Raw genomic sequence first — 25,242 nt, 5'->3', positions numbered from 1 at the left:
GCAGCCCGCGCCGCGTCACCGCGTCAGCCCCTGCTCATCCCGCAGCCCCGGCAGGCGAGCTGGCCGCACCGTCCGGCTCCGCCGGCCCGGCCAGGCTCGGCGGCAGCGTCCCCGTGTGCAGCACGCCCAGCCGCTGCGTCGCCCGGGTGAGAGCCACGTACAGATCGCTCGCCCCGAACTCGCCCGGCTCCACCACCAGCACGGTGTCGAACTCCAGCCCCTTCGCCTGCCGCGGTTCGAGGACCACCACCGGGCCGGTCAGGTCCGGGGCGGGGCCGCCGGACGCCGCCGGCAGGGCGGCGGCCAGCGCCGGACACCGCTCCCGCGGGGCGATCACGGCGAGCCGCCCCTGCCCGGCGCCGTGCCCGGTCTCGCGGGCCACCGCCTCGGCGACCGCCCGCGGCAGGTCCTGCGTGCGCTGCGCCCACGGGCGGACGCCGGTGGCGCGGATGGACCGCGGCGGTATGAACGACGCGTCCGCGGCCCGCGGGACCCGTGCCGCGACCTCCATGATCTCGGTCGGCGTACGGTAGTTGACGGTGAGTCCGACGTGCTCCCAGCGGTCGTCGACGTAGGGCGCGAGGATGGTCGCCCAGGCACCGCAGCCGCCCGGCTCCGACGTCTGCGCGGGGTCGCCCACCAGCGTCATCGAACGGGTCGGGCAACGGCGCATCAGCAGCCGCCACATCATGGCGGACAGCTCCTGCGCCTCGTCGACGATGATGTGGCCGAAGGCCCAGGTGCGGTCGGCGGCGGCGCGTTCCGCGGCACTGCGGTGGTCGGCCTCCTCCTGCCGCTCGGCGAGCCGGTCCGCGTCGATCAGGTCGTGCGCGCCCAGCACCTCGGAATCCTCGTCGTCCCGGTCCTCGAACTCCTGGGTGCGCGACCCGTACGACAGGTCCAATACGCCCTGCGCATACGCGATCAGCTCCTGGCGCTCGGCCTCGGCCATGGCCCGTGCTGCCGAGTCGTCCGCGCCGAGGAGTTCGGCCGCCTCGTCCAGCAGCGGCACGTCCGCCGGGGTCCACGCACCGCCGGTACGCCGGATCGCGTCCGCGTCGGCGTCGGGGAGGTGTACGGGCTCGGCGAGGAAGTCGGCGACCAACTGCTGCGGGGTGAGGGCCGGCCACAGCTCCTCGATGGCGCGGTGGACGTCGTCACTGGTGGCGATGGCCTTGCCGAGGTGGGCGATGTCGTCCGGGCCCAGGAGGTTCGGGCCGCCGTAGGGGTCGGCGCCGATCCGTTCGGTGAGCTGTGCGGTGAGCGCGTCGATCACATGGAACGCGAAGTGCGGGCGCGCGAGGTTGTGCGGCAGCAGGGTCGCCCGCGCCCGCTGCCGGGCCTCGTCGGCGATCGCCGCGTCGAGGTACAGTTCGCCGTCCTCGTGGTCGATGACGCGGGCGGGCTCGGGCAGCGTCTGCCGGTCGGCGACGAAGCGCGCCAGGGCGTCCGCCATCGCCGCGCCGCCCTTGACCTCGGCGGCGCGGGGGGTGTCGGTGCCGGTCGCGGTCACGCCCGGGAACAGCTCGCCGGGCGTCGCGAGCAGCACGCCCGTTTCGCCGAGCGAGGGCAGCACCTGGCCGATATAGCCGAGGAACGCCGGGTTGGGCCCGACGATCAGCACGGCGCGGCGGGCGAGTTGCTCGCGGTGCGCGTACAGCAGATACGCGGCCCGGTGCAGTGCCACGACGGTCTTGCCGGTGCCCGGACCGCCCTCCACGACGAGGACGCCGTGGTGCGGGGCACGGATGATGCGGTCCTGGTCGGCCTGGATGGTCTGCACGATGTCGTGCATCCGGCCGGTGCGTGCCGCATCCAGCGACGCCAGCAGGATGGCGTCCGCGTCCGCGCCTTCGTGGCCGGTGCGTTGGGCGTCGGCGAGGTCCAGGATCTCGTCGTGCAGTGCGGTCACCCGCCGGCCTTGTGTGGTCAGGTGGCGCCTGCGCCGCAGGCCCATGGGGGTGTGCCCGGTGGCGAGGTAGAACGGCCGGGCGACATCGGCCCGCCAGTCGATGACCAGCGGGGTGCGGTCGGCGTCGTCCTGCCGGATGCCGATCCGGCCGATGTGGTGGTCGCGGCCGTCCCGGAATGCCAGCCGCCCGAAGCACAGCCCGTGTTCGCCGGCCTCGAAACCCGCCAGCAGTTCGGCCTGTTCGGCGACCATCACATCGCGCTCCAGACGCGCCTGGAAGGTTCCGCCGGCCTGCGGCAGGGCCTCGGCCACGGCCGTCCGTGCCCCGGACCGCAGGGCGTCGAGGCGTTCGTGGAGCAGGTCCACGAATTCCTGCTCCTTCCGCAGTTCCTCGTTTGACAATTCAGCTCCGCTCGATTATTCTCTGCATTAGTAATTTGGTGTCAGACTCTTTGATGCGTACTTTTTTGCGGCATGAAAACGCTCAATATACGCAGAGTAAAGCCTCACTTGTCAAACCCTGACTGTGCATTGCAGTCGGGGTTTTTCTGTTGCTCCGACGGGAGCGGGCCGGAGTTGTCGAGCGGGGGCTCCGCTTCAGGGAAAGTGCCCGCTGGCAAGGTAGTTGGCGGGGACGGCCCGGCCGCGTACCGCGAGACAGCCCTCCTGCCCGATGTCGAGACGGGCGGCCGGTCCGACGTCGATCGCCCACTCGTTGGGCGTGGTGATGCAGTTGACCAGAGTCCTGCCGCGCGACGCGGCGGGCGCTTCCCGCAGCAGCCGCTGCGCGGTCTGCGGATGCGCGGCGGCCGGCAGTGACGCCCGTCCGCGGCCGTCGATGTAGGCGTACCCCGGCCTGGTCCGATCCCGGGACGCCACCAGCCGCAGCCTGTCGAGCAGATACCCGTGGTCGGGCCCGTGGCCCGCGAGGCGCAGCCGCCGGTCCAACGCGTCCATCCACGCGACGTCGTCGGCCCGGCCCTCCCGGAGGCCGCCGACCGCGGGGAGCGTGGACCGGTCGACGGTGCCCACCATCCGCATCTGCGGGTGGAGCGAGAAGCCGGCGAGCCGGTACCGCCGGGTGGCGCCCGGGTGCACGCTGGAGGAGAAGATGCCGGCGCGCCCGTCGGCGTGGGCGAGTGCGGCGTCCATGAGGCGCTTGCCGATGCCCCGGCCGGTACGGCGACCGTGCGCTAATCCTCCGGGGACTCCGGGGCCGATTCCGCGGTCGGGGAACCGGCAGGGGCTCCCGGCCCCGCATCGCCCGGGAAGAAGATCGCGCTCATCAGGTGCGGACTGCGGCCCGGCGCGGGGGTGTTGGCCGACCTCGCCGCGAAGGCGCTACGCAGTTCGCCGATCAGTTCGATGAGTTCGTCCGGGCTGAGCCAGAGGGTGCCCTGGCGGTATCCGACGGAGTCGGCGGTGGGGTCGGCTCCTTCTCTGCCGAGGTAGGAGTTGAATTCGGCGAGCAGCACGGCCATGGCGGCGGTGAATCCCCGGCGGTGGTCGTCCAGGGACATCGAGGCCGCCGCGTCCGCGTCGATCACGGCCCGTTCCCTGCGCAGCCGGTAGCGGCGCTCCACGGCGCCGTGTACCCGCTGCTCGTCGGCGACCTCCAGTACGCCCCCTTCGGCCAGCAGTCCGACGTGCCGGTACACGGAGGTTCTGGGGACGTCGGTCAGCCGGGCGCACAGGTCGGAGGTGGTGCGGGCGTGCCCGCCGGACAGGGCGTGCACGATGCGCAGCCGTACCGGGTGCAGAAGCAGATCAAGCGTGTCCACCCGTCGACGATCCCACATTTGGTACTGTTCCCAAACTTGGGACTGCACATGCCCGGTTCGAGAGAGGCTTGACGTGACCACCAACACCTCCATGGCATCCGCCCGGTTGAGCGACGAGGCGGTGATACCGCTCCGCACGCTGGACCCGGCGGCGCCGCTGGACGATCTGGAATGGCTGGACCAGGCGATCGGCGACGCCCGCGTGGTGGCGATCGGCGAGAGCGCGCACTACAACCGGGAGTTCTTCCAGCTCCGTCACCGGCTGCTGCGCTACCTGGTCGAACGGCACGGGTTCAGCGCCTACGCGATGGAATCCGGATTCGTCGAAGGGGCGCTGGTCGACAGCTGGGTCCGCGGCGACGGGGACGACACCGCCGACCGGCTCGGCCATGTGATGGCGAACGGCATGACGTCGCTGATGGGGGCCTGGGAACCGATGCGCGCCCACCTGGAGTGGATGCGGCGGCACAACCGCTCGGCCGCGCGCCCGGTCGGCTTCCACGGGATCGACATGCCCGGCTCGATGGTGTCCCTGCTGCCCGGCCTCGACGCCGTGATCGCCTACCTCGCGCTGGCCGACCCCGAGTTCCCGGTCGACCCGGCCCTGCGGGAGACCGCCGCCGCCTTCGCGGCGCCCTCCGCGTTCGCCGCGCCCGCGGCCATCGCCGCCTACGGGGACCTCGCGCCGGAGCGCCGGAACGCGCTGACGGCCGGCCTCGCCGACCTCGTGGCGCACCTGACGAGCCGGCGCCTGACCTGCGTACGGCGCACCACCGCCGAGGCCTATGCGCGGGCACTCCACTCGCTGCGCGTCACGGTCACCCTTGATGCGATGCACCGCGAGATGGCCCGCGGAAGCCGGGACGCGATGTCCCTCATCCGCGACGCGAGGCTCGCGGACACCGTCGGGTGGGTGCTGGAGCGCGAGGACCGGATCGTCCTCGCCGCCCACAACGGGCATCTGCAACGCGCACCGCACGCCATGCCCGGTATGCCCGTCATGCCGATGGCCGGTGCGCACCTGGCCGACCGGCTGGGCTCGGACTACCTGGTCATCGGCACGACGACGGGAACCGGGCAGACCCTCAACACGGCGCCCGAGTTCTACACCGGCACACTTTTCGCGGAACTGGAAGAGGCGCCCCGGCCCGCGAGCCTCGACGGGATCATGAACGCCACCCACAGCGGCCCCTTCGCCGCCGACCTGCGGCGCCTGTCCGCAGCCGACACGACCGCCCTGCGGACCGTCTCGGAGCAGCGCTACGGCACGTACTACGCCGACCAGAGCCCGCTCGAATCGTTCGACATCGTCGTCCACCTCCCCCAGGTCACCGCTGCCGAACCGGACCCCGCCGCCCTGTCCGCAGCGCCCCAGGACGTACAGGAGCCGTTCGCCCGCTGGATGTCGATGGCGTGAAGCCGACACCGTGAAGCCGACTCCGTGACCCAGGCCAGGACCTGAGCCCCGCCGGCCTCGGGAGACGTCCACCGGGGGATACGTTGTTCATGTGGCATTTCTCAGGAGATGCGGCAGATGACGCGAAAAAGGGCAGAGGTCTTCTAGCCGCGGGCAACCGCGGCGGTGCCGACACGACCGATCCCGTACACCTCGGTAGGGCAGAGCGATGGCCGTCAGTCCGTCTTCGTCGAGACCCCCGGCACGCGAGGAGCGGACGCCGGTGCTGTACCTGTCCGCGCTGGTCAAGCGGCCGATGGCGGACCGGGGCGGCCGGGTGCTGGGGCGGCTGGCCGATGTGATCGTGCGGCTGCGCGGGGCGGACTACCCGGTCGTGACGGGGTTGGTGGCCGGTGTCGGAGGGCGCGAGCTGTTCGTTCCCGTCGAGCAGGTGGACTCCTTCGACGGGGGCGGACTCGTCCGGCTGGAGAGCGCCAAGGTGGATCTGCGGCCGTTCGTACGGCGCGAGGGGGAGGTGCTGCTCCGCGCCGATGTGCTCGGTCACCGGCTGATCGACGTGGCAGAGGCCCGGCTGGTGCGGGCCTCTGACGTGGAACTGGCGTACCGCAACGGGCAGTGGCTGCTGTTCTGCGTCGACACCCATCGGCCGCGCCGGCTCCTCTGGGTCTTCGGGGAGCATGCGCACGAGCACCGGTGCCGGGACTGGAAGAGCTTCGAGCCGCTGATCGGGCATCGCCGCAGCGCGCTGGTACGGCGCCCGACGGTCCGGATCCGGGGGCTGCGGCCGGCAGAGATCGCCGACCTGCTCGAAGAGGCGTCGAAGGACGAGGAGAGCGAGATCCTCGGGCACGTCCACCAGGACCCGGAACTGGAAGCCGACGTCTTCGAGGAGCTGGAGGAGGACCTGGCCACCCGGCTCCTCGGTGCCCGTACCGACGAGGAGATCGCCGCGGTGCTCGGCCGGATGCGCGCCGATGACGCGGCCGATGCGATCGGCGACCTGCCGCAGGGCCGCCGCCGCCTGGTGCTGGAGCTGATGCCGGCCGGGCAGCGCGCCAAGGTGCTGACGCTGATGGGCTTCAACGCCGACAGCGCGGGCGGGCTGATGGGCATGGACTTCCTGGCGCTGCCGGGCACCACCCGCGTCGCCGAGGTCCTGGCGGCCGTACGGGACTCCCGCAGGCTGCAACCCGAGGCCCTGACGAGCGCGTACACGACGGACATGGAGGGGCGGCTGACCGCTTCCGCCCGGCTGGTGGCGCTTCTCCAGGCCGAGCCGGAGGCCAGGCTGGCGGAGGTGAGCGAACCGGATCCGGTACGCGTGGGACCCGACACCGACCTGGTGGATGTCGCCCTGCTGATGACGGACTACAACCTGATCACCCTGCCCGTCGTGGACGAGGACGGCGTGCTGCTGGGGGTCATCACCGTCGACGACGTCCTGGAAGCGATGCTGCCGGAGGACTGGCGGCGCCGCGAGGTCGCCCCGCCGCCCGACGCACACCGGGCCGCGAGCGCGCCCCGACACCAGGAACCGTCGCCGTGAGCGACGAGCGCCGGCCGCCCGACCGGCCGCCGCGGACGCCCGAGCAGCCCCCGCGGCCGGAGCAGCCGCGGGCGCCCGCACCGGCTTCCCCGCCGCAGCAGCCGCAGCCACCGGCGTCGGCACCCCCGCCGCAGCAGCAGCCGCAGAGGCCCGGGACCCCGCCGCCCGGCCGCGGAGCGGGGCCGCCGGCCGAGCCCGCCGGCCCCCCGGAAACCTCACCGGCCCGCCACCGGCCGCCGAGCCCCCCGTCCGCCCCCGACTCCGCCGCACGTCCCGGCCGACCGGCCCGTGCGGGCAACGGCGCGGCCCGACCGCCCCGGACCGGACGCCCCCGCGGGTCGCGACCCCGACCCGCGGCCGTGCCGGACGCGGTTCACGAGGAGGCCATCGAGGGCGCCCTGGGCCGGGTCCGGCTCGACGAGGCGGACTCCGGCCGCAGCCTCAAGCGCCGTCTGCTCACCTTCCTGGCGATCGTCGGCCCCGGTCTGGTCGTCATGGTCGGCGACAACGACGCGGGGGGCGTCTCCACCTACGCCCAGGCCGGCCAGAACCACGGCTACAGCCTGCTGTGGGTGCTGCTGCTGCTCGTTCCGGTGCTGATCGTCAACCAGGAGATGGTGGTACGGCTCGGCGCCGTCACCGGAGTCGGGCACGCCCGACTGATCCTGGAGCGGTTCGGCAGATTCTGGGGCTGGTTCAGCGTCGCGGATCTGTTCGTGCTCAACTTCCTGACCATCGTCACCGAGTTCATCGGCGTCTCGCTCGCCCTGAGCTACTTCGGGATCAGCAAGTACATCGCCGTACCGGTCGCCGCCCTCCTGCTGGTGGCGATCACCGCCGGCGGGAGCTTCCGCCGCTGGGAGCGGGCGATGCTCGCGTTCATCGCCGCCGGCCTGCTGCTGGTGCCGCTGGCCCTGCTGTCCCATCCGCGCTACGGATCCGCCGCGTACCACCTGTTCGTGCCCAGCGTGCAGGGCGGCGTCTCGTCGAACGCGGTGCTGCTGATCATCGCGATCGTGGGCACCACGGTCGCCCCCTGGCAGCTGTTCTTCCAGCAGTCCAACATCATCGACAAGCGGATCACCCCGCGCTTCATCGGCCACGAGCGGGCGGACACCGTGCTGGGCTCCCTGGTCGTGGCCGGCGGCGCGGTCGCGATCGTCATCGTTGCCGACTACGCGGTCCGCGGCACCGGCGCGGCCGGCCACTTCACGGACGCACTCGGCATCGCCACCGCGCTCGCCGACCACAGCCGCGTCCTGGGGGCGCTGTTCGCCATCGTCCTGCTCGACGCCTCGATCATCGGAGCCGCCGCGGTCACCCTGGCCACCAGCTACGCCTTCGGTGACGTGTTCAACCTGCGCCACTCCCTGCACCGGAGCTTCGGCGAGGCCAAGGCGTTCTACACCAGCTACACCGGCATGGTCCTGGTCGCCGCCGCCGTGGTGCTGATCCCCGGCGCTCCGCTGGGCCTGATCACCACGGGAGTCCAGGCGCTGGCCGGACTGCTGCTGCCGTCCGCCAGCGTCTTCCTGCTGCTGTTGTGCAACGACCGGGCGGTGCTGGGCCCGTGGACCAATCCGCGCTGGCTCAACATCCTCGCTTCCGTGATCATCGCGGTGCTGCTCATGCTCTCCGGGATCCTGGTCGCCACCACGCTCTTCCCGTCCCTGGACACCGCCCGGGTCGCCCTGTGGCTCAGCGTCGTCCTGGCAGCCGGGCTCCTTGCCGCCGGCGTCTGGCTGCGCGGCGTCCGCGGGCGCCGCGCCCCCGCCGCAACAGATGCCGACCGGGTCCCCCGCGCCGAACGGGAGAGCTGGCGCATGCCGCCGCTCGCCCTCCTCGAACCGGTCGTCTGGTCGCCCGCACTGAAGCTCGGCATGGGCCTGCTCCGCGGCTATCTGCTGATCGCCGCGCTGCTCCTGCTGGTCAAGGCCGTACAGCTCGGGGGAGTCGGGTGAGCCGCCCGACGAGGCGGCACGACCGGTTGCGGGGGCGCGCCGCAAGCCAGGGACGCGGCCCGAGGCCGCACCCGAGTGCCCCGCACGTCACCGCTCGGGGGTGCCGCGGCCGGCCGTGTCCAGCGCGGCGCCGGCCTGGTCGGCGAGGGTGACCGCGACGAGCCGGGCCTGGAGTGACGGCCGGGCATCGGGGGAGGGCCGGAGCATGAACCTGCCCTGATAGCGGCCGTTGCCGATCGCCCGCAGCTCGATCTCCTCCGGCGGCCAGCCGTGCTCGTCGACGTTCCAGCGCCTGCGGCCGGCGGTCACGCTGCCGTCCTGTTCCAGCCGCGGCGGGTGTCCCAGCAGCGTCCCGTACTCGAAGCGGCACGCCCGCAGCTCCAGCAGCTCGATCAGCTCCTGCTTGACGTGGTCGACCACCGCCTCTGCCGACGGTGCCGCCTGCGCCACTTCGGTGGTCTCGTGGATCCGGCGCAGCTGCGCGGCGTCGGTGACCACGACCACCTGGAGCCGCCGGGCCCGGGCGGCCAGCTGCGAGACCGCCAGCCCCACCAGCATCAGCAGGATCGCGGTCGAGACGTCCTCGGCGCGGCTGATGCTGAAGCTCTCGTACGGCGGGGTGAGGAAGAAGTCGAACCATGCAGCCGCGGACAGTGCGGACACCGCACCCGCCACCCGGCTCCCGTTGGCCGCGATCGCCACCACGGCCACGACGAAGATCAACGCCATGCTGGTGCTCGACAAGCTGCCGCGGAACGGCACCAGCACCCCCGCGATCAGCAGGGGAACGACCACGGCAGCACCCACCGCGATGCGGTCACGAAGGGGAAAATCGGTCACTCGGGCACCTCCCACCTCTGCTTACCACGGTATGCGCCCGAAATATTCCAAATGTTACGCAGGGGGGATGCGCTTCGGTTCCGGTGTCCTCCGGTGACGAGAATCTGCCTCCTCGCCGCCGCCGGTCCACCATGGAGGGGAGGGAGGTCCCCATGTCTCCGATGCGGACTGTACGGGGCCGCGGCGTACCGGGCAGAGGTACCGCACCGCGCCGCTGGAGCCCCGAGATCGCCGCGACGCTGATGGTCATCGCCGTGGGCGCCGCGGAGGTGGCGGTGCTGCGCCTCGCCCCGCCCGACCTGCGTCCGGTCATCAGCGCCGGGCTCCTCGGCGGCGCGCTGGCGGCCCTGGTCCTCTTCGCCGCCGTATGGCGCAGCCGGCACACACCGGCCAGGGAGGTCCACCACCCCGTGCTCCCGGAGGCGGGGCCCGACGGATGGTTCGGCGCGGACGCCCTCGAAGGCTTCCCCATGGAAGAGATCCGCCCCCTGCTGCCGGCCCCCGACGCCCCCGACCTGAACCGGCTCTACACGGCATGGATCCTGGTCAACCACGGCCATGACGCACCCTGGATCTCCCATCACCTGGATCTCCCCCCTGCCGCCGTCCGCCTCCTCGTCGACGCCGCGTACCAACGGCAGTGACGCCTGCCCCGGCTACGGGCGTGCGGTGCGGACCAGCTCACCTGGATCAGCGGCTCCGGCGGCGTGGCGTTGAACGCACCACCACGGCAACGGCGTTGACCGCGACGCCGGTGGCAGATGTTCACCACTGTGCATGGTGATCCCGGAGAGGCACCCGCGGCGAACGCCTGAATCCGCATGGCCGCCGCCCTGCCTGGTGTCGTGCGCATGTCTCTACGGAATCCGGCCAGAGAGCGATTTGCGCCAACCATTTGCAAGTGCGTCACCACGCGCTCCGGTTCGGACTACACAGGAGGGCTGACAGGGGCGTCCCGGTCGTGGCGGGACAGCGGCGGTCCATCAGGAGGTTCGGGCGATTGCTGACGATCAACATCGTGGTGCTGCTCATAGTGATCGTCATCTTGCGGTTGCGACGCCGCACGGAAGCCAGAAGCCGGTTCGACGAGAAGGTGACCGTGGTCACCGTGCTGGTGCTGGGCGTCCTCCTCGCACCGACGCCGGTGGGGCAGGGGATCATGCAGTTCCTGACCCAACTCGTGCACGGCGTAGCGCAGTCCGGCCACTGAACGCCGCACGGCGTCCAAGGGGAATCCAGGGGAGGGAGCAGTACGTGAGGGGCATGCCCGCCCACCCGCCGCGGCGGCCGGCCGTCGGCATCTCCGGGCCGGTGGCCGGGGGTGGCCGATGACGCAGCGCCGGCGTACCGCCCGCGGGCCCGCACGGCGTCCGGTGACGCAGCGCCGGCGCCCTGCCCGAAGGCCCGCGCGACGGCCGGTCTCGCAACTGCGGCGTCCCGCTCGTCGGCCGTCGCGACGGCCGCGGAGGAAACCGCCCACCACAAGTGGCGTATGGCTCGGCGGTGTTGTGGTCACCGTCGGTGCCGTTGCCGCCCTGGTCCAGTGGCTGCTCGTCCACTGGTGGCTCCTCGTGATCCTCGGCGTCGCGGCCGGCGTGGGCGGAGGGCTCTGGCTCCGTCAGCGGCAGCAACGAGCCGCCTGGGAGCGGGTGAAGGCCGCGGCCCTGCGCTTCAGCCTCCAGCAGATCGACGCCTTGCACTGGGACGCATTCGAGTTCGCGGTGCGCGACCTGCTCCGCCGGGACGGCTGCACCGCCGAGAAGACCGGCGGCCGCGGGGACGACGGGTGCGATGTGCTGGGCACCGACCCGCAGGGCCGGCGGTGGGTCGTGCAGTGCAAGCACCGCAAGGACGGCCTGAACGGCAAGCCCGTCGGCGTCCCGGACCTCCAGGTCCTCAACGGAACGGCCCGGCAGATCCACGGAGCGGACGTCGTCGTCCTGGTCACGAACGGACGCGTCACGAAAACCGCATGGCCCTGGGCCAGGGACCAGAAGATCCATGTGGTCGATCGCCATGCGCTGGGGGAGTGGGCGTCCGGTTCACGTCCGCTGTGGGAGACGCTCAGCCCTCTCCCGCCGCCACGACGCACCGACTCCTGAGAACCGCGACCAGCGGTGCGCCGGAGCCCGGCGGCCCAGAGCTCGGTATCCGCGATCTGCGAGATGGCAAACCGCCAGGCGGCCGGGGCCGTTTCGGCGCCCAGGAAGCCGGGTGTCCCACGGCACCGCCGCCGAGACCAGCGCCGCAGGGACCAGGTCCCTCCCTCGTCGGATATCCGCTCGACATCGTCTGGCCGATCGGCTAAATTTCTGGCCATGCGGTCAGAAATTGATCCAAGTGGCCAGTCCGGCAAGGGGGAGAGCGCGAAGGCGACGCCGGACTCGGAGCGCTCTCTCATCGAGAAGGTGCGCCGGGCCCAGATCATCGAAGCTGCCATTGACGTCATCGCGGCACGGGGGTTCGCGAAGGCGTCAATGGCTCAGATCGCCGAGCGGGCCGGGGTCAGCAAGGGCGTGATCTCGTATCACTTCGCCGGCAAGGGCGAGTTGATCGAGCGGACCGTCGAGCAGGTCTACGAAGGGCTCGGCGCGTTCGTGGCGTCCCGGTTGGCGGGGCAGACCGGAACGGCCGCCTGGCTGCGCGTCTATGTCGGTTCGGTGGCCGAGTACATGTCCGGCCACCGGACCCAACTCGCCGCACTCGGCGAGATCTTCACCCACTTCCGCACCGATGACGGCGACCTTCGGTACGGCATCGCCTCCAGCGAGCGGATCTACACCCACGTGGAAGAGGTCTTCCGCGAGGGCCAACAGCGGGGCGAACTGCGGGCGTTCGACACCCGCGTCATGGCCGTCAGCCTTCAGGCCGGTATCGACGACATGTTCGCGTACTGGGTCACACATCCCGACCACGACCTGACGGCGCACGCCCGTGAACTCACCGATCTCTTCTGGCACGCCACCCGAGCGGACAGCCGGGGCAAATCCTGAAGAACACTCATCGAACGGGGGAAATTCGATGACACACGACATCGGGCGCACGACGGCGCCCGCCGACAGCGCGGGGCCTGTGCGCTTACGCCTGCACTACGTCGACAACCTACGCATCGCCCTGACGGCTCTGGTGGTGCTGCACCACACGGCCGTCACCTACGGCAACATCCCCGTCTGGTACTACACCGAGCCCGCCAAGGACGGTTCCGGGCGGCTCCTGGACGTCTTCGTCATCTTCAATCAGGCGTTCTTCATGGGCTTCTTCTTCATGATCGCCGGATACTTCACACCGGCGTCCTACGACCGGAAGGGCCCGCGCCCCTTCCTCCGGGACCGTCTGAAGCGACTCGGCATTCCACTCCTCGCCTTCCTGCTGCTGATCCGCCCCCTCACGGACCTCGGCGGGTACCTCCATCTGCGGTCCGTCTTCGCCGCGCGCGGTGAAGCCCTTCCGTACTGGTTCTACTACCTTGCGAGTTGGGACCCGGGCCCGCTGTGGTTCGCCGAAGTGCTCCTTGCCTTCGCCCTGATCCACGTCCTCGTACGCCGCCGTCATTCCCGCCGTTCCCCGGTCACGCCCGGCGAGCCCATCGACCAGCCGACGCCTGCGCCGACGTCCACGTCGACCGCGCTGCGGCCCCGTACGGTCGTCCTCTTCACCGCCGCCCTCGCCCTCGCCACCTACGCATGGCGCATCGTCGTGCCGAATGGCAGCTATGTCCCGTTCCTCGGACTGCCGACCCCCGGCTATCTGATGCAGTACGCGAGTTTCTTCGCCGTCGGTGTCCTCGCCTACCGCCGCGGCTGGCCGCAGTCCCTCTCCCGCCGCATGGGATACGGGGGATTCGCCGCCGCGACAGCCGCGACCCTCGTCTATGTCCCCGTCACCGCCATGGTGAACGAGGGCACGACGAACGGGTACGGGACGTGGCAGTCACTGGTCGCCGCCGCGTGGGAGTCGACGTTCGCGGTGGGCATCGTCGTGGGCCTGACCGTGCTCTTCCGCGAACGCCTCCACCGCCAGGGCCGTACCGCCGCGTTCCTCTCCCGTCACGCCTTCGCGGTCTATGTCCTCCACGCGCCGGTGCTCGTCGGGCTCGGGCACGCCTTCCACTGGCTGCACGCCCCGGCAATCGTCAAGTTCGCCGTCGTCGCCGCCCTCGCACTGCCGGCGTGCTGGGCAGTGGCCTACCTGGTTCGCCGCCTGCCGCGCGCCGATCGGGTGTTGTAGGGCCGACACCCGGACCGTGCTCGTCACCAGCCGAGCGCCACGGGTTCGGCCGGCAGCGCCGAGGTCGTCAACGTGTTCAGCCGGGTGGCGAGTGCGAGCATCCCGGCCCCCACCGGGCCGCTGACCCTGTGCTGCGCAGGGCGTCACGCGAAGTTGCCGGCGTAGGCGCCGGTCACGACCAGATTCAGGGCCATGTGCAGCAGGCCGGTCCGGAAGGCCGGGGTGGCGGCGGGGATGGCGCACAGGTCCAGGAACCCGACGGCCGCGGCTGCCAGGGCGCCGACGACGCCGAGCGCGATCGGCCACATCGCCGCCGGGCCCAGGAAGCCGGGATGGGAGGTGATGCGGGATGCGATGTCGGAGACCGGGCTCGCCGCCCATGCCCCGATCGGCACCGTGATCAGGATCGGGTGGAAGGGGTGCCCGTACGGGCCGGTCAGCAGCGCGCTGACCGGCCGCTTCGCCTGTCGCTGTCCGTCGGCGAGCATCGCAGCCATGGCGGCCTCCCTGAGCTGTTTCACCAAATATTGTTGGTGAAATTTCGCGAGCAGGTCAAGGGAACCTGTCGCGCCCACCTGGGAAGGAGTTACGCCCACGCATCTGTGCGATACCGTTCCTGTGTGGGACTTGACGACGCTTCACTGACCGCGCTGGCCGTCCTGGGCGACGAGCTGCGGCGGCGCATGTTCGACGTCATCCGGCGCGAACACCGCCCGCTCACCCGTGAGGAAGTGGCCGCCAGGGTGGGCATCTCCCGCAAGTTGGCGGCGTTCCACCTCGACAAACTCGTGGCGGCCGGACTGCTGCGGGCCCACTACGCCTCACCGTCCGGCATCCGCAAGGTCGGCCGGCACCCGAAGCTCTACGAACCCGCCGCCGAAGCGATCGAGGTCAGCGTCCCCGAACGCCGCTTCCAACTGCTGGCGGACCTGCTCGCCGAGGCCGTGCGCAGCGAGGCCCCCGGTGAGTCGGCGCACGACGCGGCGGTGCGCGTGGCCGGCGAACGGGGCAGGAACATAGGTGCCGCCGAACGCCTCCGGACACGTCCCGGCCGGCTGGGTGCCGAGCGCGGCCTCAGCCTCGCCATCGAGACGCTCGACGGGTTCGGGTTCGAGCCCGAACGCAGCACCCCCACTCTGGTTCTGCTGCGCAACTGCCCGTTCCACCCGCTGGCCGCCAAGGCTCCCGAGGTGGTCTGCGACATCAACCAGGCCTTCCTGGCCGGTTATCTCCAGGGCCTGGGCAGCGACGCCACCGACGCCGTCCTCGCCCCGCACTCCGGCCGGTGCTGCGTCGAGCTGCGCGCCCGCACATCGGCCACCGGAGGCGACGGCGTCGAAGCGGCCTGTGACCGCCGGCCCGAAAGACAGCGGTAGCCCGAAAAACGCCAGCGGAATTTTCCGCTACCCCCTGGACCTCTCCCGCCAGAAGGAGAAGTATCGAAGGTATGGGGGACCGGGCCGGAGGCCACACCACTTCACAGGACCGCGGGCCCGTCTGATCCCCGCCGCGTACGCATCATCCGTTGCGTACCCCATATCTCACCGGCGCCCGTCCGATCGCGACGTTCGCCAACGGGCGTCGCCGAAGTGCAGGTGAACCCGCTATGGAACGAGCAACCACCCCCACGGCACGCCATGCCACCGCAGCGACAGGCCCCTCACCGCCGGCCGTGCGCCCCGCGGACGTGGGCGTGCTGCTGATGCGACTGCCCGTCGGCCTGCTGATGGCCGCCCACGGCGCCCAGAAACTGTTCGGCCTGTTCGGCGGCCACGGGATCCAGGCCACCGGCAGGGATTTCGAGGCACTGGGGTACCACCCTGGCGCCATCTTCGCCGGCGTCGCCGGCGCCTCCGAGTTCCTCGGCGGCCTGGGGGTGGCCGTGGGGCTCCTGACGCCCTTGGCTGCCGCCGCGCTCGTCGGCGTAATGATCAATGCGATGGTGGTCACCTCGCCGCACGGCCTGTGGTCGACCGAAGACGGCATCGAATACCCCATGGTCATCACCCTGGTCGTGCTCGGCGTGACCCTCATCGGGCCCGGCGCCCTCTCCCTCGACCGGTTCTTCCCGTGGCGCAACGGTGGCTGGCGTGCGGGGGCCTTGGCCCTCGTCCTCGGCGGCGTCGGCTCAGCCATCGCCCTGAGCCTGTGACCGCAGCCTCGCGCACCTGAATCATTGCAGAGTGCAATGATATTCTGGAGGTGAGGTCGATCGAGGCATGCGAGGGGAAGCGATGCGAATGTCGGACCTCTCTCGCCACACCACGGACATCACCAGCCATCCCGACGTCGCCGAGATGCGGGAGCGCTACGCTCGGCCGGTCTCCGGACGCCAAGCCGCCGCCCTCGACGGGATCGTGCTCCTCACCGGGATGTACGCGGCGATCTCGCCGTGGGTGGTGCACTTCCACGCGACGCGTCCCGAACTGACGGTGAACAACCTCGTCATCGGCCTGGTGCTGACCGCGATCGGCCTCGGGCTGACCCGGGCACCGGAGCGCATGTACCAGCTGACCTGGACCTGCGCGGTGATCGGCGGCTGGCTGGTCATCTCCCCCTGGGTCGTGACCGCCGGACACCGTGCGAGCGCCGGACCGATCGGGAACAACGTCTTGATCGGCGCCGTGACCTCGGCCCTCGGACTGGCGGCCACGCGCCTGGCGATGGGTGCGGGGCGCAGGCAGAAGCCGGACGCCTGGTCTCCGGCCGGAAGGCGACGCGCGCTCCGGGAGGAGGCGACCATGACGCTGCCCATGCGTGACCGAAGGGTCCTCGCCGAGATCGAGCAGGGCTTCCTGGCGGAGGACCCTGACCTCGCCCTGCTGCTCGGCACCTTCGGAGATGCCCTCCGGAGGCGTCGGCGGCCGGCCCTCGCGTTGCGTCGCCGGGCCGTCGCGGTGCTGGCCTGTACGGCGGTGGCGGTGAGCGTGGTGCTGCTCACCGTCGGCTGCCTGGCGCAGAGCACGGCGGCGCTGTGCGCGGCCGGAGCCATGGCGATCGCATGCGGAGCGCCGTGGGTCATGGCGCGGCGCCGCACCGGGCGCGGCGGATGGCGCGTCGGCTCGGCCAGCCGGCGGCAGGACGTGCCCCCTGCGTGAGCAACCATCGCCGCACGCAACAGTTCCACTGCAAGAGAAGGGTCCGTGCAGGTGCGCGGGAGGTGGGTGAGTCCCATGAAGTGCTTCGACTGCGCGTGGGCCGAGGAGATCGTCGATGCCGTGGGGGTGTGCCACCACTGCGGTGTCGGCGTCTGCATGCGGCATTGCCATGTCGCCCTGGAACCCGGCCATCACCTGGCCGGCGTCGGCCAGTCGACGCTGTCCCGGCCGGCCCGCGAACTCACCTGTCTGACCTGCCACTTCGCCATGACTCCCGCGTACTCGGCCGAGGCGAAGGGAAGCGCGCGATAACGCGGCCGACCGGCGTGGCCAGGGGAGCACGGGGGATCAGGCCGGGCCGGCGGGGGTGTCGAGGCCGCGGGACACGACGAGTTGTGCGCTGCCGTCGGCCAGCCGGTAGCACAGGCCCACCACGGCGGCCCGGCCTGCTGCCACCCGCCGCGCGAGCAGCCGGGAGCGGTCCAGAAGCAAGTCGACCGTGTGCCGCATGTGTTCGGCGACGATCTCGTCGCCCTGCACATGCCCGGCCGACCGTGCCGCCAGCACACCGGGGGTGACGCGTTCGACGACGTCCCGGATGTAGCCGGCCGGCGTCGTACCGTCCTCCAGTGCGGCACAGGCGGCACCGACCGCACCGCACGAGTCGTGGCCGAGGACCACGACCAGCGGACAGTCGAGCAACTCGACCCCGTATTCGATGCTGCCCAGTACCTCGGCGCCCACGACATGGCCGGCGGTGCGGACCACGAACAGGTCGCCCAGACCGCGATCGAAGATGATCTCGGCGGCCAGCCGCGAGTCCGAGCAGCCGAACAGGACGACGAAGGGGCGCTGGGCCAGCGCGACCTCGGCGCGACGGGTGGCGTCCTGGTTGGGGTGCTCGGCCGTACCGGCGACAAAGCGCTGGTTGCCTTCGAGGAGCCGCGCGAAGGCTTCGCGGGGGGTGGGGGAGGTCGTCTCGGCCATGGCCGCACCTTACGGCCGCGAGCAGCGCCCTGTGCGCACGACGGGCGGAACGCGAAGGAGGCGGAGCGCGGCCCCCGTCCGCGTCACCGGCCCATTCGGCCTCCCTCGTCAGTCGTCGCCGGTGTCTGCTGCGGCAGCGGTACGCTCCCGCAGCCTGGAGAGTGCGCGGAAGGCGTGGCGGTCGCCGGCGTTCGCGGCCGGTCGGGTCCGGCCGACTCGTCCGAGCCGCAGGTCGCGGTGGAGGAACCACGCCGAAACCGCGACGACCGCCCCGCAGAGCGTGGGCACGAGCAACCACGGGAGGCCCGCCCACACGGCGGACAGACCCACAACGGCACAGGCGGCCCCCATGACGACGACCAGCCACTTGCCGTACGGGCGCCGGGTGAAGAATCCGGGATCGCGCGGCCTGGCCGGATGCACCGCACCGAACATCAGCGCCAACGCCGCCAGCAGCCCCGCGAACGTGCCGACGGCGGCTGCCATCTGGGGTTCGTCGCGAGGCGCGTCGGCGGAACTCTGCCGGAAGTCCCCCTGGGCGACCACCACGACGACGCCGCGCCACACGGTACCGGTGACCCGGTCCCCCCCGCTGAAGCCCACTCAGCACCGGCCCCTGGTCGCCGAACGGCACGGCCATCCTCGGGAAGGGTGCCGGGCCGAGCAGGGTCGCTCGTAGGTCCTTGGCGGTATTCCGGGTGCCCTCGACGGTGAAGTCGACCTTCCGCAGGCAGTCCTCCGACCTCGGCATCACCTTGCGGGCGGGGCACGCCTCGGCCGCCTTGTACTCCTGGTACAGGGCGCGATCCGTGGGCAGCCAGGTGGTGAAGACGAAATGGCAGGCCAGCGCGGAGGTTGGGGACAGAACGATCAGCGCCGCACCCACCAGTCGGTTCCGTCCGGCCCTCGACGGGGGTGACGGCGGTCCGTCCGTGCCCCGGACGGGGCTGCTTCTCATCGTGGTCAACGTTCGTCTCCCCGCCGTTCCCCACCGAAAGGACACCAGCCTCTTCCAGCTTCGAGCAAGCAGACAAGGAGATCGACCGGCAGCCGGAGGCCACTGGTCCTTGCCGTATCCGGGCGGCCTGATCCTCGGACACGCCTGGGCGCCCGGCGCTGCGCTGCTCGTCACACGCTCGACCGGCCGACCGAAACGCTCGGTCACCGTGGTTGTGGCCGGGGAGCCGGAGACCATTGCCGGCCATTGCTGGTCTCCGGTTTCCCGACCAATGATCGCTGTGGGATGGGGCGTCCGTGCTCCGGCGAGAGCGCCTCCTTGGTCGGCCGGCCCCGCATTATCAGCCCACTCGCTCCTCTGCCAGTTGCTCCTCGATCAGATCCACGGCCCGGCGGGTGCCTCCCTCGGTGCGCACCTCGGCCCACAGCCATGCCGAGCGCGCGGCGACCTGTGGATCGCCGATGAGTTCCATCAGGGCCGTACGCAGTGCCGCCGCCGTGACGTCCGCGGCGTCGATCCGGCGGGCGACACCCAGTTCGACGAGCCGGTCGGCGTTGAGGCACTGCTCGGTCCCGTGCGGTACCGCGATCATCGGCACACCGGCGTACAGGCCCTCACCGCAGCTGCCCATACTGGTGTGCGTCACCCAGATGTCCACCTGCTCAAGGACCGTCAACGGCGGTACCCACGGCCGCACTTCGAAGTTGGGAGGAATTCGTTCCCCCAGCTGGGCCGGATCGCTGCTGTCGACCTGTAGCACCACATGCCAGCCCGGAAGATCCGCGAAGGCCGCCATACACTGCCGGTAGATCTGCCGCTGCCTGGGGTACGCCGAGCCGCCCAGCGACACCATCAGCACCTTCTCCGCACCTGCCGGCCGCATCCAGCCGCCGTGCTCCTCGCCGGCGCCGAAGCACGGGCCGACGAACGTCACCGCCGTGGTGTCGACCCGGTCCGCATATGGCTGCATGGCGCGCGGGATCAAGGCCAGCGCCCGCCGCGGCCGACCTGTGAACTCCTCGACGCTCGTGGTCACCGCACCGCACCGGGACAGCCAGGCGGCGAACCGCGCTCGGTGGGTGGGACCTCCGGGCAGCCCGGAAAACGCCGCACCGATCTCTTCCTGGGCACCCTCCCAGGCCACATACATCGGTGACAGCTGGACGAGGCCGCGGCCCTGCGCCTCGGCCAGCGCGCGGCCCGCGTACGCGCCGATGTCGTAGAGGTAGAGGTCGGCGGGGGCGTCGTCGTACGCGGCGTGCAACTGTGGCAGTACCGCCATCGCCTCATCGAGGAAGAGGGAGGCGGCGGCGATGGGATCCTGCGGCCAGTCGCTGTCGGCGACCGGCAGTGTGGAGGTCAAGCGGACCAGCTCGGCGCCGGTGTGGGCAGTCAGTTCGGCGACGTGGTCGGCGTTGGCGTACGTCACGCGATGACCGCGGGCCACCAGCTCACGGATGATCTCCAGGCTGGGCAGCACATGGCCGACCATAGGGGTGCCGATCATGGCGATATGGGCAGGACGGGGCATATCGGACTTCCTTGAGTAGAGGTCTACGGCAGGGAAACGCTGGGGGGCGCAACTTGGCAACGCGGCGGTGCGCAACAGAGCAACGCAGCGCGCGGTGCCCGGGACACTCCGGCGCGGTGCGGTGGGGCGCGAAGGCACCCCACGCCGGCCGCTGTTCCGCATCCAGGGCTCGAAGACGCCCACTGGCGACTCGGCACCCGACACGTCGTGTCTCATCAGGCGTGCCGTGCGGTGCTGGTCCACCTTCGGTGACAGAAAACAGCTGGTTCCGGGACGGGGCGCCACGTCAACTCACTGTGGGCGTCGGGCTTGTCCGGGCTTGGCCCGTATCAATGTCAGAGGTGCCTGCAAGAATGCACGCGTGACCGGCACCACGCAGATTCCCGACGCGCGCGAGGACGACCTGGCCCGTCTTCTGGCCGCCATGCCTGGGCTGGCCTCGCTCGCCCGCACGGTCGTCGGGCTCCGCCCACGCCGCGGCGAGCCCGGCATCCGGGACAGTCACGTCGGCGGGCCGATGCTCTGGCCGGTGGACGAGCCCTGGCCGCACTGCGCGGACGCGGACCACGGGAGCGGACGATCGACGCCGATGGTGTCCGTGGCCCAGTTGTACGCCACCGACGTCCCCGAGATCGCCTTCCCTGAGGACACCGACCTGGTGCAGATCGTGTGGTGCCCCGACACGCACGGCCTGCCGGAACCGCAGTTCACGGGCAAGCACTGCCAGGTCTTCTGGCGGCGTTCCGGCGACATCGTGCACGGGCCGGGGGTGCAGCCTGATCCCTGGGAGCACTGGGACGCGGAGTGGGACGAGGTCCCCCGGCCGTGCACCGTGCATCCGGAGCCGGTCGTCGAGTACCCCTGGCGGGAGGAACTGCCCGCCGGGCTCCGGATGCAGCTGGAGAACTCGGAGGAGCTCGACGACCGCTACCGGCAGGAGAGCCTCACGGGCGGCTGGAAGGTCGGCGGCAGCAAGTCCTGGGCCTCCAGCGACATGCCCGAGAGCCTGGACTGCCCCGAGTGCAGGGCGCCTCTCGTCCTCCTGCTCCAGGTGGACTCCTACGAGGACCTGCCGCTCGTGTCGGAGAACCCGCATACGTACCTGTGCACCGTGACGGGACGGCATCTGGTGTGGGGGACGGAGGAGTGCACGCTCGCCCGGGAGGCAACCGGTTTCCGCGTGGACGACGTCGCGGACGCCGGGATCTACGTCTGCTCCGCCGACCCGCGGCACCGGGCTCTGTACTTCACCCAATGAGGGCCATGCCCCGGACCCGCCGGGGCTCGACGGCCTCCAGCACGGGCCGATGACGGCGTTCTCCTCCCAGCCGTCGGCTTCTTCGAAACAGCCTTCCATGGCGCCGGAGTCGGGTATCCGGCCGCCCTGTTGCCCGACGATGTCGCGCAGCCGCAGGTGGGCTACGTCGTGTTCGCTCGGCGCCTGGTCTCACGCTCATGGTGCCCGGTTGCGGCAACGCCACGCCTCGGACGGCCTTGGCCCGTGGCCGGCCGAGGTCGTCCACGTGATGACGCGGTTCAGGGCGTATCGATGGGACGAGGGAGGCCGGTCAGGCGCTGTCAGGCCAGGGGAACCCGAGTTCCTCGGCGCGCTCACGGCTGCCGCCGCACACCCGTGCGGAGGACTTCGGGTCCTCTTCGGCCAGCCGGCGGAGGGCGGCGGCGGCCTGTGCCTCGGGCGGGGTGCCGTCGTCCGGGACGACCCAGCAGAACTGGAGGGGACTGTCGGCGCGTTCCGGTCTGCCGGACGCCAGCCCCGGCACGTACCGGAAGGTCACCACCGTGGTGTCCGGGTCGTCGAAGCCGCTGCCGATCCAGCCTCGGCGTGCATCCCACCGGGTCAGTAGCTCCGGCTGCTCGATCAGTCCCGCCTTGATCAGACGGGCCACCGTGCGGGCCGGCCAGGACCAGGAGCGGTCGGCCTCCGCCCGGGCGATCTCCGCGTCGTAGGCGGAGGCATCGAACCGGTAGGCGGGCAGCTCGGGTGCGGGTTCGCGGGAGCCCGGCATGGTCTGCGGCCGGCGCCAGTTCTCCCACACCACCTGGTCCGCGTCGCGCCGGATGGTGACGTAGAGCGCGCCACAGCACCCCTCGGTGCAGTAGGCCTCCGCGAGTTGCACCTCGCGAGGCTCCAGCTCGGCCCGCAGCCGACCGTCGTCCAGCAGGTACTCGGGGCTGTGGGCGGGACCACGGCCGAACACCGCCGGGACCACCGGAAGGCCATCGACGAGCACACGTGTCTCGACGGGTTCCCGGTCCGCAGGGTCGCCGGCCACCACCTCGATGCGCAGCCTGCCGGGCGTGGCCGGGCGCATGAACGGCTGTCGTCGGGTGCGGCGGATCCAGTCGGCTTGCAGCCGCTGGTCCGCCTCGCCTGCCCCGACGCCCGCCACCGCCCATCGGGGCTCGGCGAGCAGCCGTCCGAGCGAGTCCAGCAGCGTCGCGCGCCGTCCGGGCGGCCAGTCCAGCAGCACGCCGGTGCCGCTGCTCAGGTCCAGGGCCAGCGACAGCAGCATGGCGGCGTTATCGAGGGTGGGTGGCAGCAGGCCGGACCGCGTGACGACGCTGTCGTACACGCTGAGCGCGTCGCGGTAGGCGAGGAGGTCGGCCGGGTCGTCGCGCGAGCACCCCATCCGGACGAGCAGCCTGCCCGCGCGGGCCAGCAGGTCCATGTCGGAGGGGTGTTGGTCGAGCAGGCCGGGCAGCTGGGAAGCCTCCGCGATCCGGCGGGCGCCCGCGCTGCTGACGAAGCGGGGTGAGGTGGGAAACGCGATCAGCGCCGGGCGTACGGCCTGCCGGTTGCCTGTCCATAGGGCATGGACAAGTGGCTGTAGTTCGTCACAGCGAGCGTAGCGCGCGAGCCACACCACGGCGGCGGATGGGCGATCGAGGATGTCGAGTGCGTCGACCGCTGGGCCGGTGAACTGCCGGAACAGGCCGAGCACGGAGAGATACGGGACGTCCTCGGGTTCTCCGAGGCGGACCAGCAGGGCGAGACCTGCGGTGACGGCGGGTGCGTCCGTCCCCGTCCGGATCAGCTGCCGTCCCAGGGTGCGGGCCACATCCAACTGCCCGGCCGGCAGCGGCAGTCCTGCGACGGTGGACTGGATCAGATACCTGTGGCCGTCATGAATGCCGAGTCGTTCGAAGCGGCGATGCAGGGTGGCGGGGTCGTCCGGGAGCGGGCTGAGTGCTTCCCGGATGGCATTCTTCGCCTCTTCCGGAGAGAGCAGATCCTCTCCCGTTGCGGGTTTCCGGGGTACGGAGTAGCCGCGCCGGGGCGGGACTCCATCGGCGGACTCGCGCAGCAGATGCAGGGCGTGGTCGTACAGAGCGGGCGGGGGAGTGAGCGCGTTGCGCTCTTCCTGGGCGCTCACCGGGTGAAGTGGGACTCGATTCCGTAGGTCATGTGCGCAGCCTGCCAGCCGGTTCGCACCGTGTCGAAGGAATTAGTGCCGTCCGCGTACGTCGCGGCGTGCACACGGGCAGCTCGTGACACGTTCCGGTCTGCGACCGCTGTCAGACCCGTGTGCGAGGGTGGAATGCATGATTCGCACACTGGCCGTCGAGAACTACCGCTCCCTGCGCCACCTCGTCGTCCCGCTGGGCCGGCTGAACGTCGTCACGGGCGCCAACGGCACGGGCAAGTCCAGCCTGTACCGTGCGCTGCGACTCCTTGCGGAGGCCGCCGGGGGCGGGGCGATCTCCGCGCTCGCGCAGGAGGGCGGTCTGCCCTCGGCGCTGTGGGCAGGCCCCGAGAAGACGGGCCGGGCGGTGCGCGAGGGCCGCCATCCCGTACAGCCAACCGTGCGCACGGCTCCGATCAGCCTCCAACTCGGCTTCGGCGGCGACGAGTTCGGATACGCCGTGGACTTCGGCCACCCCGCCCCCGCGCCCGGCGGAAGACGCGGGGAGTCCTCCATGTTCAACCTCGACCCCGAGATCAAGCGCGAGTGCATCTGGAGCGGCCCCGTGCTGCGCCCCGCCGCGGTCCTCTCCGAGCGCGCGGGCGCCGCCGTGCGGGTGCGCGGCGCGGACTCCGCCTGGTCGCGGACGCACGCCGCGCTGCGCCCGTACGACAGCATGCTCGGCGAGCTGGCCGACCCGCAGCGCGCCCCGGACGTGTTGGCGGTGCGCGAGTTCATCCGCTCCTGGCGGTTCTACGACCATGTGCGCACCGACGCGCACGCACCCGCCCGCGCCGCCCGCATCGGCACCCGCACGCCGGTGCTCAGCGGCGACGGTTCGGACCTGCCGGCCGCGCTCCAGACGATCCGCGAGACCGGGGACACCGCGGCCCTGGACGCGGCGGTGGACGCGGCGTTCCCGGGCAGTCGCGTCGAGATCGCCGACCACGGCGGTCGGTTCGAACTGGCCCTGCGCCAGCACGGGCTGCTGCGCCCCTTGACCGCGGCCGAGCTGTCCGACGGCACGCTGCGCTATCTGCTGTGGGCAGCCGCGCTGCTCACCCCGCGCCCACCCGCGCTGCTCGTCCTGAACGAGCCGGAGACCAGTCTGCACCCGGACCTGATCCGGCCGCTCGCCGAGCTGGTCCTCACCGCGACGAAGGACACCCAGATCATCGTGGTCACCCACGCCCGCCCGCTCGCCGACGCCCTCACCGAGGGGGCGACCCGGCATCGTCTCGACGTCAACTCCACAGAGCTCACGAAGGACTTCGGGCAAACGGAGGTCGCCGGCCGCCACAGCCTGCTCGACGAACCCCTCTGGTACTGGCCCAAGCGCTGAGCTCGGCCCCACCGGGGATCCTGGGAGACCGGGGAGACCACCGATGGTCCTGCGGGCCTGCGCAACCGTCGTGGCGGCGGATCCGGTCCTCGCGGGTCATGGCCGGCCGGCCGCCTTCCGGGAGGGGCCTCTCGCTCACATCCGCTTCACCGGGTTCGGGTGGTCCGCTGAGCTGGAGGTGACCGGATGACGGAGTGCCCACCCCTGGCCATGCTCC

Annotated in this window: 23 protein-coding genes; 14 read left to right on the top strand and 9 right to left on the bottom strand. The window is 71.4% G+C overall.

Translation table 11 applies throughout. The annotated features are described in order from the left end of the window. Window positions 1-34: 34 nt before the first annotated feature. The 3 genes from IEZ17_RS21320 to IEZ17_RS21310 form a co-directional block, all read right to left on the bottom strand. The gene (locus IEZ17_RS21320; protein ID WP_189302669.1) at window positions 35-2,299 is read right to left on the bottom strand and encodes a HelD family protein; all 2,265 of its coding nucleotides are present in this window, start codon (window positions 2,297-2,299) and stop codon (window positions 35-37) included. Between the two features lie 210 nt (window positions 2,300-2,509). Further along, entirely contained in the window at window positions 2,510-3,064 is a 555-nt protein-coding gene (locus tag IEZ17_RS21315) for a hypothetical protein (RefSeq protein ID WP_229852472.1), read from the bottom strand. A gap of 41 nt (window positions 3,065-3,105) precedes the next feature. After that, window positions 3,106-3,693, bottom strand: coding sequence for a helix-turn-helix domain-containing protein (locus IEZ17_RS21310; RefSeq protein ID WP_189302504.1), 588 nt, complete (start codon window positions 3,691-3,693; stop codon window positions 3,106-3,108). A gap of 73 nt (window positions 3,694-3,766) precedes the next feature. Between IEZ17_RS21310 and IEZ17_RS21305 the strand changes: the two genes are divergently transcribed. From IEZ17_RS21305 to IEZ17_RS21295, 3 genes are all read left to right on the top strand, one after another. Next, the gene (locus tag IEZ17_RS21305; RefSeq protein ID WP_189302502.1) at window positions 3,767-5,110 is read left to right on the top strand and encodes an erythromycin esterase family protein; all 1,344 of its coding nucleotides are present in this window, start codon (window positions 3,767-3,769) and stop codon (window positions 5,108-5,110) included. 262 nt (window positions 5,111-5,372) lie between these two features. After that, window positions 5,373-6,656 carry a magnesium transporter MgtE N-terminal domain-containing protein gene (locus IEZ17_RS21300; protein ID WP_229852471.1) on the top strand — a complete coding sequence of 428 codons (1,284 nt, stop codon included), beginning with the start codon at window positions 5,373-5,375 and terminating at the stop codon, window positions 6,654-6,656. A gap of 359 nt (window positions 6,657-7,015) precedes the next feature. Then, window positions 7,016-8,617 carry an NRAMP family divalent metal transporter gene (locus IEZ17_RS21295; RefSeq protein ID WP_189302499.1) on the top strand — a complete coding sequence of 534 codons (1,602 nt, stop codon included), beginning with the start codon at window positions 7,016-7,018 and terminating at the stop codon, window positions 8,615-8,617. A gap of 87 nt (window positions 8,618-8,704) precedes the next feature. Here IEZ17_RS21295 and IEZ17_RS21290 read toward each other — a convergent pair whose 3' ends face one another. Next, window positions 8,705-9,457: a DUF4118 domain-containing protein gene (locus IEZ17_RS21290; RefSeq protein WP_189302497.1), complete on the bottom strand. Its 753-nt coding sequence runs from the start codon at window positions 9,455-9,457 to the stop codon at window positions 8,705-8,707. Between the two features lie 152 nt (window positions 9,458-9,609). On the opposite strand from IEZ17_RS21290, the gene IEZ17_RS21285 reads away from it, so the two are divergent. From IEZ17_RS21285 to IEZ17_RS21265, 5 genes are all read left to right on the top strand, one after another. Then, window positions 9,610-10,101: a hypothetical protein gene (locus IEZ17_RS21285; RefSeq protein ID WP_229852470.1), complete on the top strand. Its 492-nt coding sequence runs from the start codon at window positions 9,610-9,612 to the stop codon at window positions 10,099-10,101. Window positions 10,102-10,457: 356 nt separating this feature from the next. Then, on the top strand, window positions 10,458-10,667 hold the full coding sequence (locus IEZ17_RS21280) for a hypothetical protein (protein WP_189302495.1): 210 nt from the start codon (window positions 10,458-10,460) through the stop codon (window positions 10,665-10,667). 298 nt (window positions 10,668-10,965) lie between these two features. Continuing rightward, complete coding sequence (locus IEZ17_RS21275) at window positions 10,966-11,559, top strand: restriction endonuclease (RefSeq protein WP_308427682.1); 594 nt, start codon at window positions 10,966-10,968, stop codon at window positions 11,557-11,559. Window positions 11,560-11,775: 216 nt separating this feature from the next. Then, complete coding sequence (locus IEZ17_RS21270) at window positions 11,776-12,450, top strand: TetR/AcrR family transcriptional regulator (RefSeq protein WP_189302491.1); 675 nt, start codon at window positions 11,776-11,778, stop codon at window positions 12,448-12,450. A 28-nt stretch (window positions 12,451-12,478) separates the two neighbouring features. Continuing rightward, entirely contained in the window at window positions 12,479-13,684 is a 1,206-nt protein-coding gene (locus tag IEZ17_RS21265) for an acyltransferase family protein (protein WP_189302489.1), read from the top strand. 143 nt (window positions 13,685-13,827) lie between these two features. On the opposite strand, the gene IEZ17_RS21260 is transcribed toward IEZ17_RS21265, so the two are convergent. Next, window positions 13,828-14,181, bottom strand: a complete 354-nt coding sequence (locus IEZ17_RS21260) for a DUF2231 domain-containing protein (protein ID WP_229852469.1) — start codon at window positions 14,179-14,181, stop codon at window positions 13,828-13,830. Window positions 14,182-14,304: 123 nt separating this feature from the next. On the opposite strand from IEZ17_RS21260, the gene IEZ17_RS21255 reads away from it, so the two are divergent. The 4 genes from IEZ17_RS21255 (at window position 14,305) to IEZ17_RS21240 (ending at window position 17,094) form a co-directional block, all read left to right on the top strand. Next, on the top strand, window positions 14,305-15,060 hold the full coding sequence (locus IEZ17_RS21255; RefSeq protein ID WP_189302487.1) for a helix-turn-helix transcriptional regulator: 756 nt from the start codon (window positions 14,305-14,307) through the stop codon (window positions 15,058-15,060). A 230-nt stretch (window positions 15,061-15,290) separates the two neighbouring features. Then, entirely contained in the window at window positions 15,291-15,836 is a 546-nt protein-coding gene (locus IEZ17_RS21250; RefSeq protein ID WP_189302485.1) for a DoxX family protein, read from the top strand. A gap of 88 nt (window positions 15,837-15,924) precedes the next feature. Further along, window positions 15,925-16,782: an SPW repeat domain-containing protein gene (locus IEZ17_RS44190; protein WP_189302483.1), complete on the top strand. Its 858-nt coding sequence runs from the start codon at window positions 15,925-15,927 to the stop codon at window positions 16,780-16,782. Between the two features lie 75 nt (window positions 16,783-16,857). Continuing rightward, window positions 16,858-17,094, top strand: coding sequence for a DUF2180 family protein (locus IEZ17_RS21240; RefSeq protein ID WP_159505361.1), 237 nt, complete (start codon window positions 16,858-16,860; stop codon window positions 17,092-17,094). Window positions 17,095-17,130: 36 nt separating this feature from the next. On the opposite strand, the gene IEZ17_RS21235 is transcribed toward IEZ17_RS21240, so the two are convergent. The 3 genes from IEZ17_RS21235 to IEZ17_RS21225 all read right to left on the bottom strand — a co-directional run bounded on the left by IEZ17_RS21235 (window position 17,131) and on the right by IEZ17_RS21225 (window position 20,258). Then, entirely contained in the window at window positions 17,131-17,769 is a 639-nt protein-coding gene (locus IEZ17_RS21235) for a carbonic anhydrase (protein ID WP_189302481.1), read from the bottom strand. 108 nt (window positions 17,770-17,877) lie between these two features. Further along, the gene (locus IEZ17_RS21230) at window positions 17,878-18,372 is read right to left on the bottom strand and encodes a hypothetical protein (protein WP_189302479.1); all 495 of its coding nucleotides are present in this window, start codon (window positions 18,370-18,372) and stop codon (window positions 17,878-17,880) included. A gap of 695 nt (window positions 18,373-19,067) precedes the next feature. Beyond that, on the bottom strand, window positions 19,068-20,258 hold the full coding sequence (locus tag IEZ17_RS21225) for a macrolide family glycosyltransferase (RefSeq protein WP_229852468.1): 1,191 nt from the start codon (window positions 20,256-20,258) through the stop codon (window positions 19,068-19,070). 361 nt (window positions 20,259-20,619) lie between these two features. Here IEZ17_RS21225 and IEZ17_RS21220 point away from each other — a divergent pair, with 361 nt between their 5' ends. Further along, on the top strand, window positions 20,620-21,516 hold the full coding sequence (locus tag IEZ17_RS21220) for a YwqG family protein (RefSeq protein WP_189302477.1): 897 nt from the start codon (window positions 20,620-20,622) through the stop codon (window positions 21,514-21,516). 310 nt (window positions 21,517-21,826) lie between these two features. Here the strand turns inward: IEZ17_RS21220 and IEZ17_RS21215 are convergent, their stop codons facing one another. Continuing rightward, the gene (locus IEZ17_RS21215) at window positions 21,827-23,653 is read right to left on the bottom strand and encodes a hypothetical protein (protein ID WP_189302475.1); all 1,827 of its coding nucleotides are present in this window, start codon (window positions 23,651-23,653) and stop codon (window positions 21,827-21,829) included. Window positions 23,654-23,822: 169 nt separating this feature from the next. Here IEZ17_RS21215 and IEZ17_RS21210 point away from each other — a divergent pair, with 169 nt between their 5' ends. After that, the gene (locus IEZ17_RS21210; protein WP_189302473.1) at window positions 23,823-25,025 is read left to right on the top strand and encodes an AAA family ATPase; all 1,203 of its coding nucleotides are present in this window, start codon (window positions 23,823-23,825) and stop codon (window positions 25,023-25,025) included. Window positions 25,026-25,242 lie beyond the last annotated feature (217 nt).

The organism is Streptomyces albospinus, assembly GCF_014648695.1.
GTDB lineage: Bacteria > Actinomycetota > Actinomycetes > Streptomycetales > Streptomycetaceae > Streptomyces > Streptomyces albospinus.
Note: the sequence above shows the minus strand (reverse complement) of the source record. Positions and strands in the feature narration are given on the sequence as shown.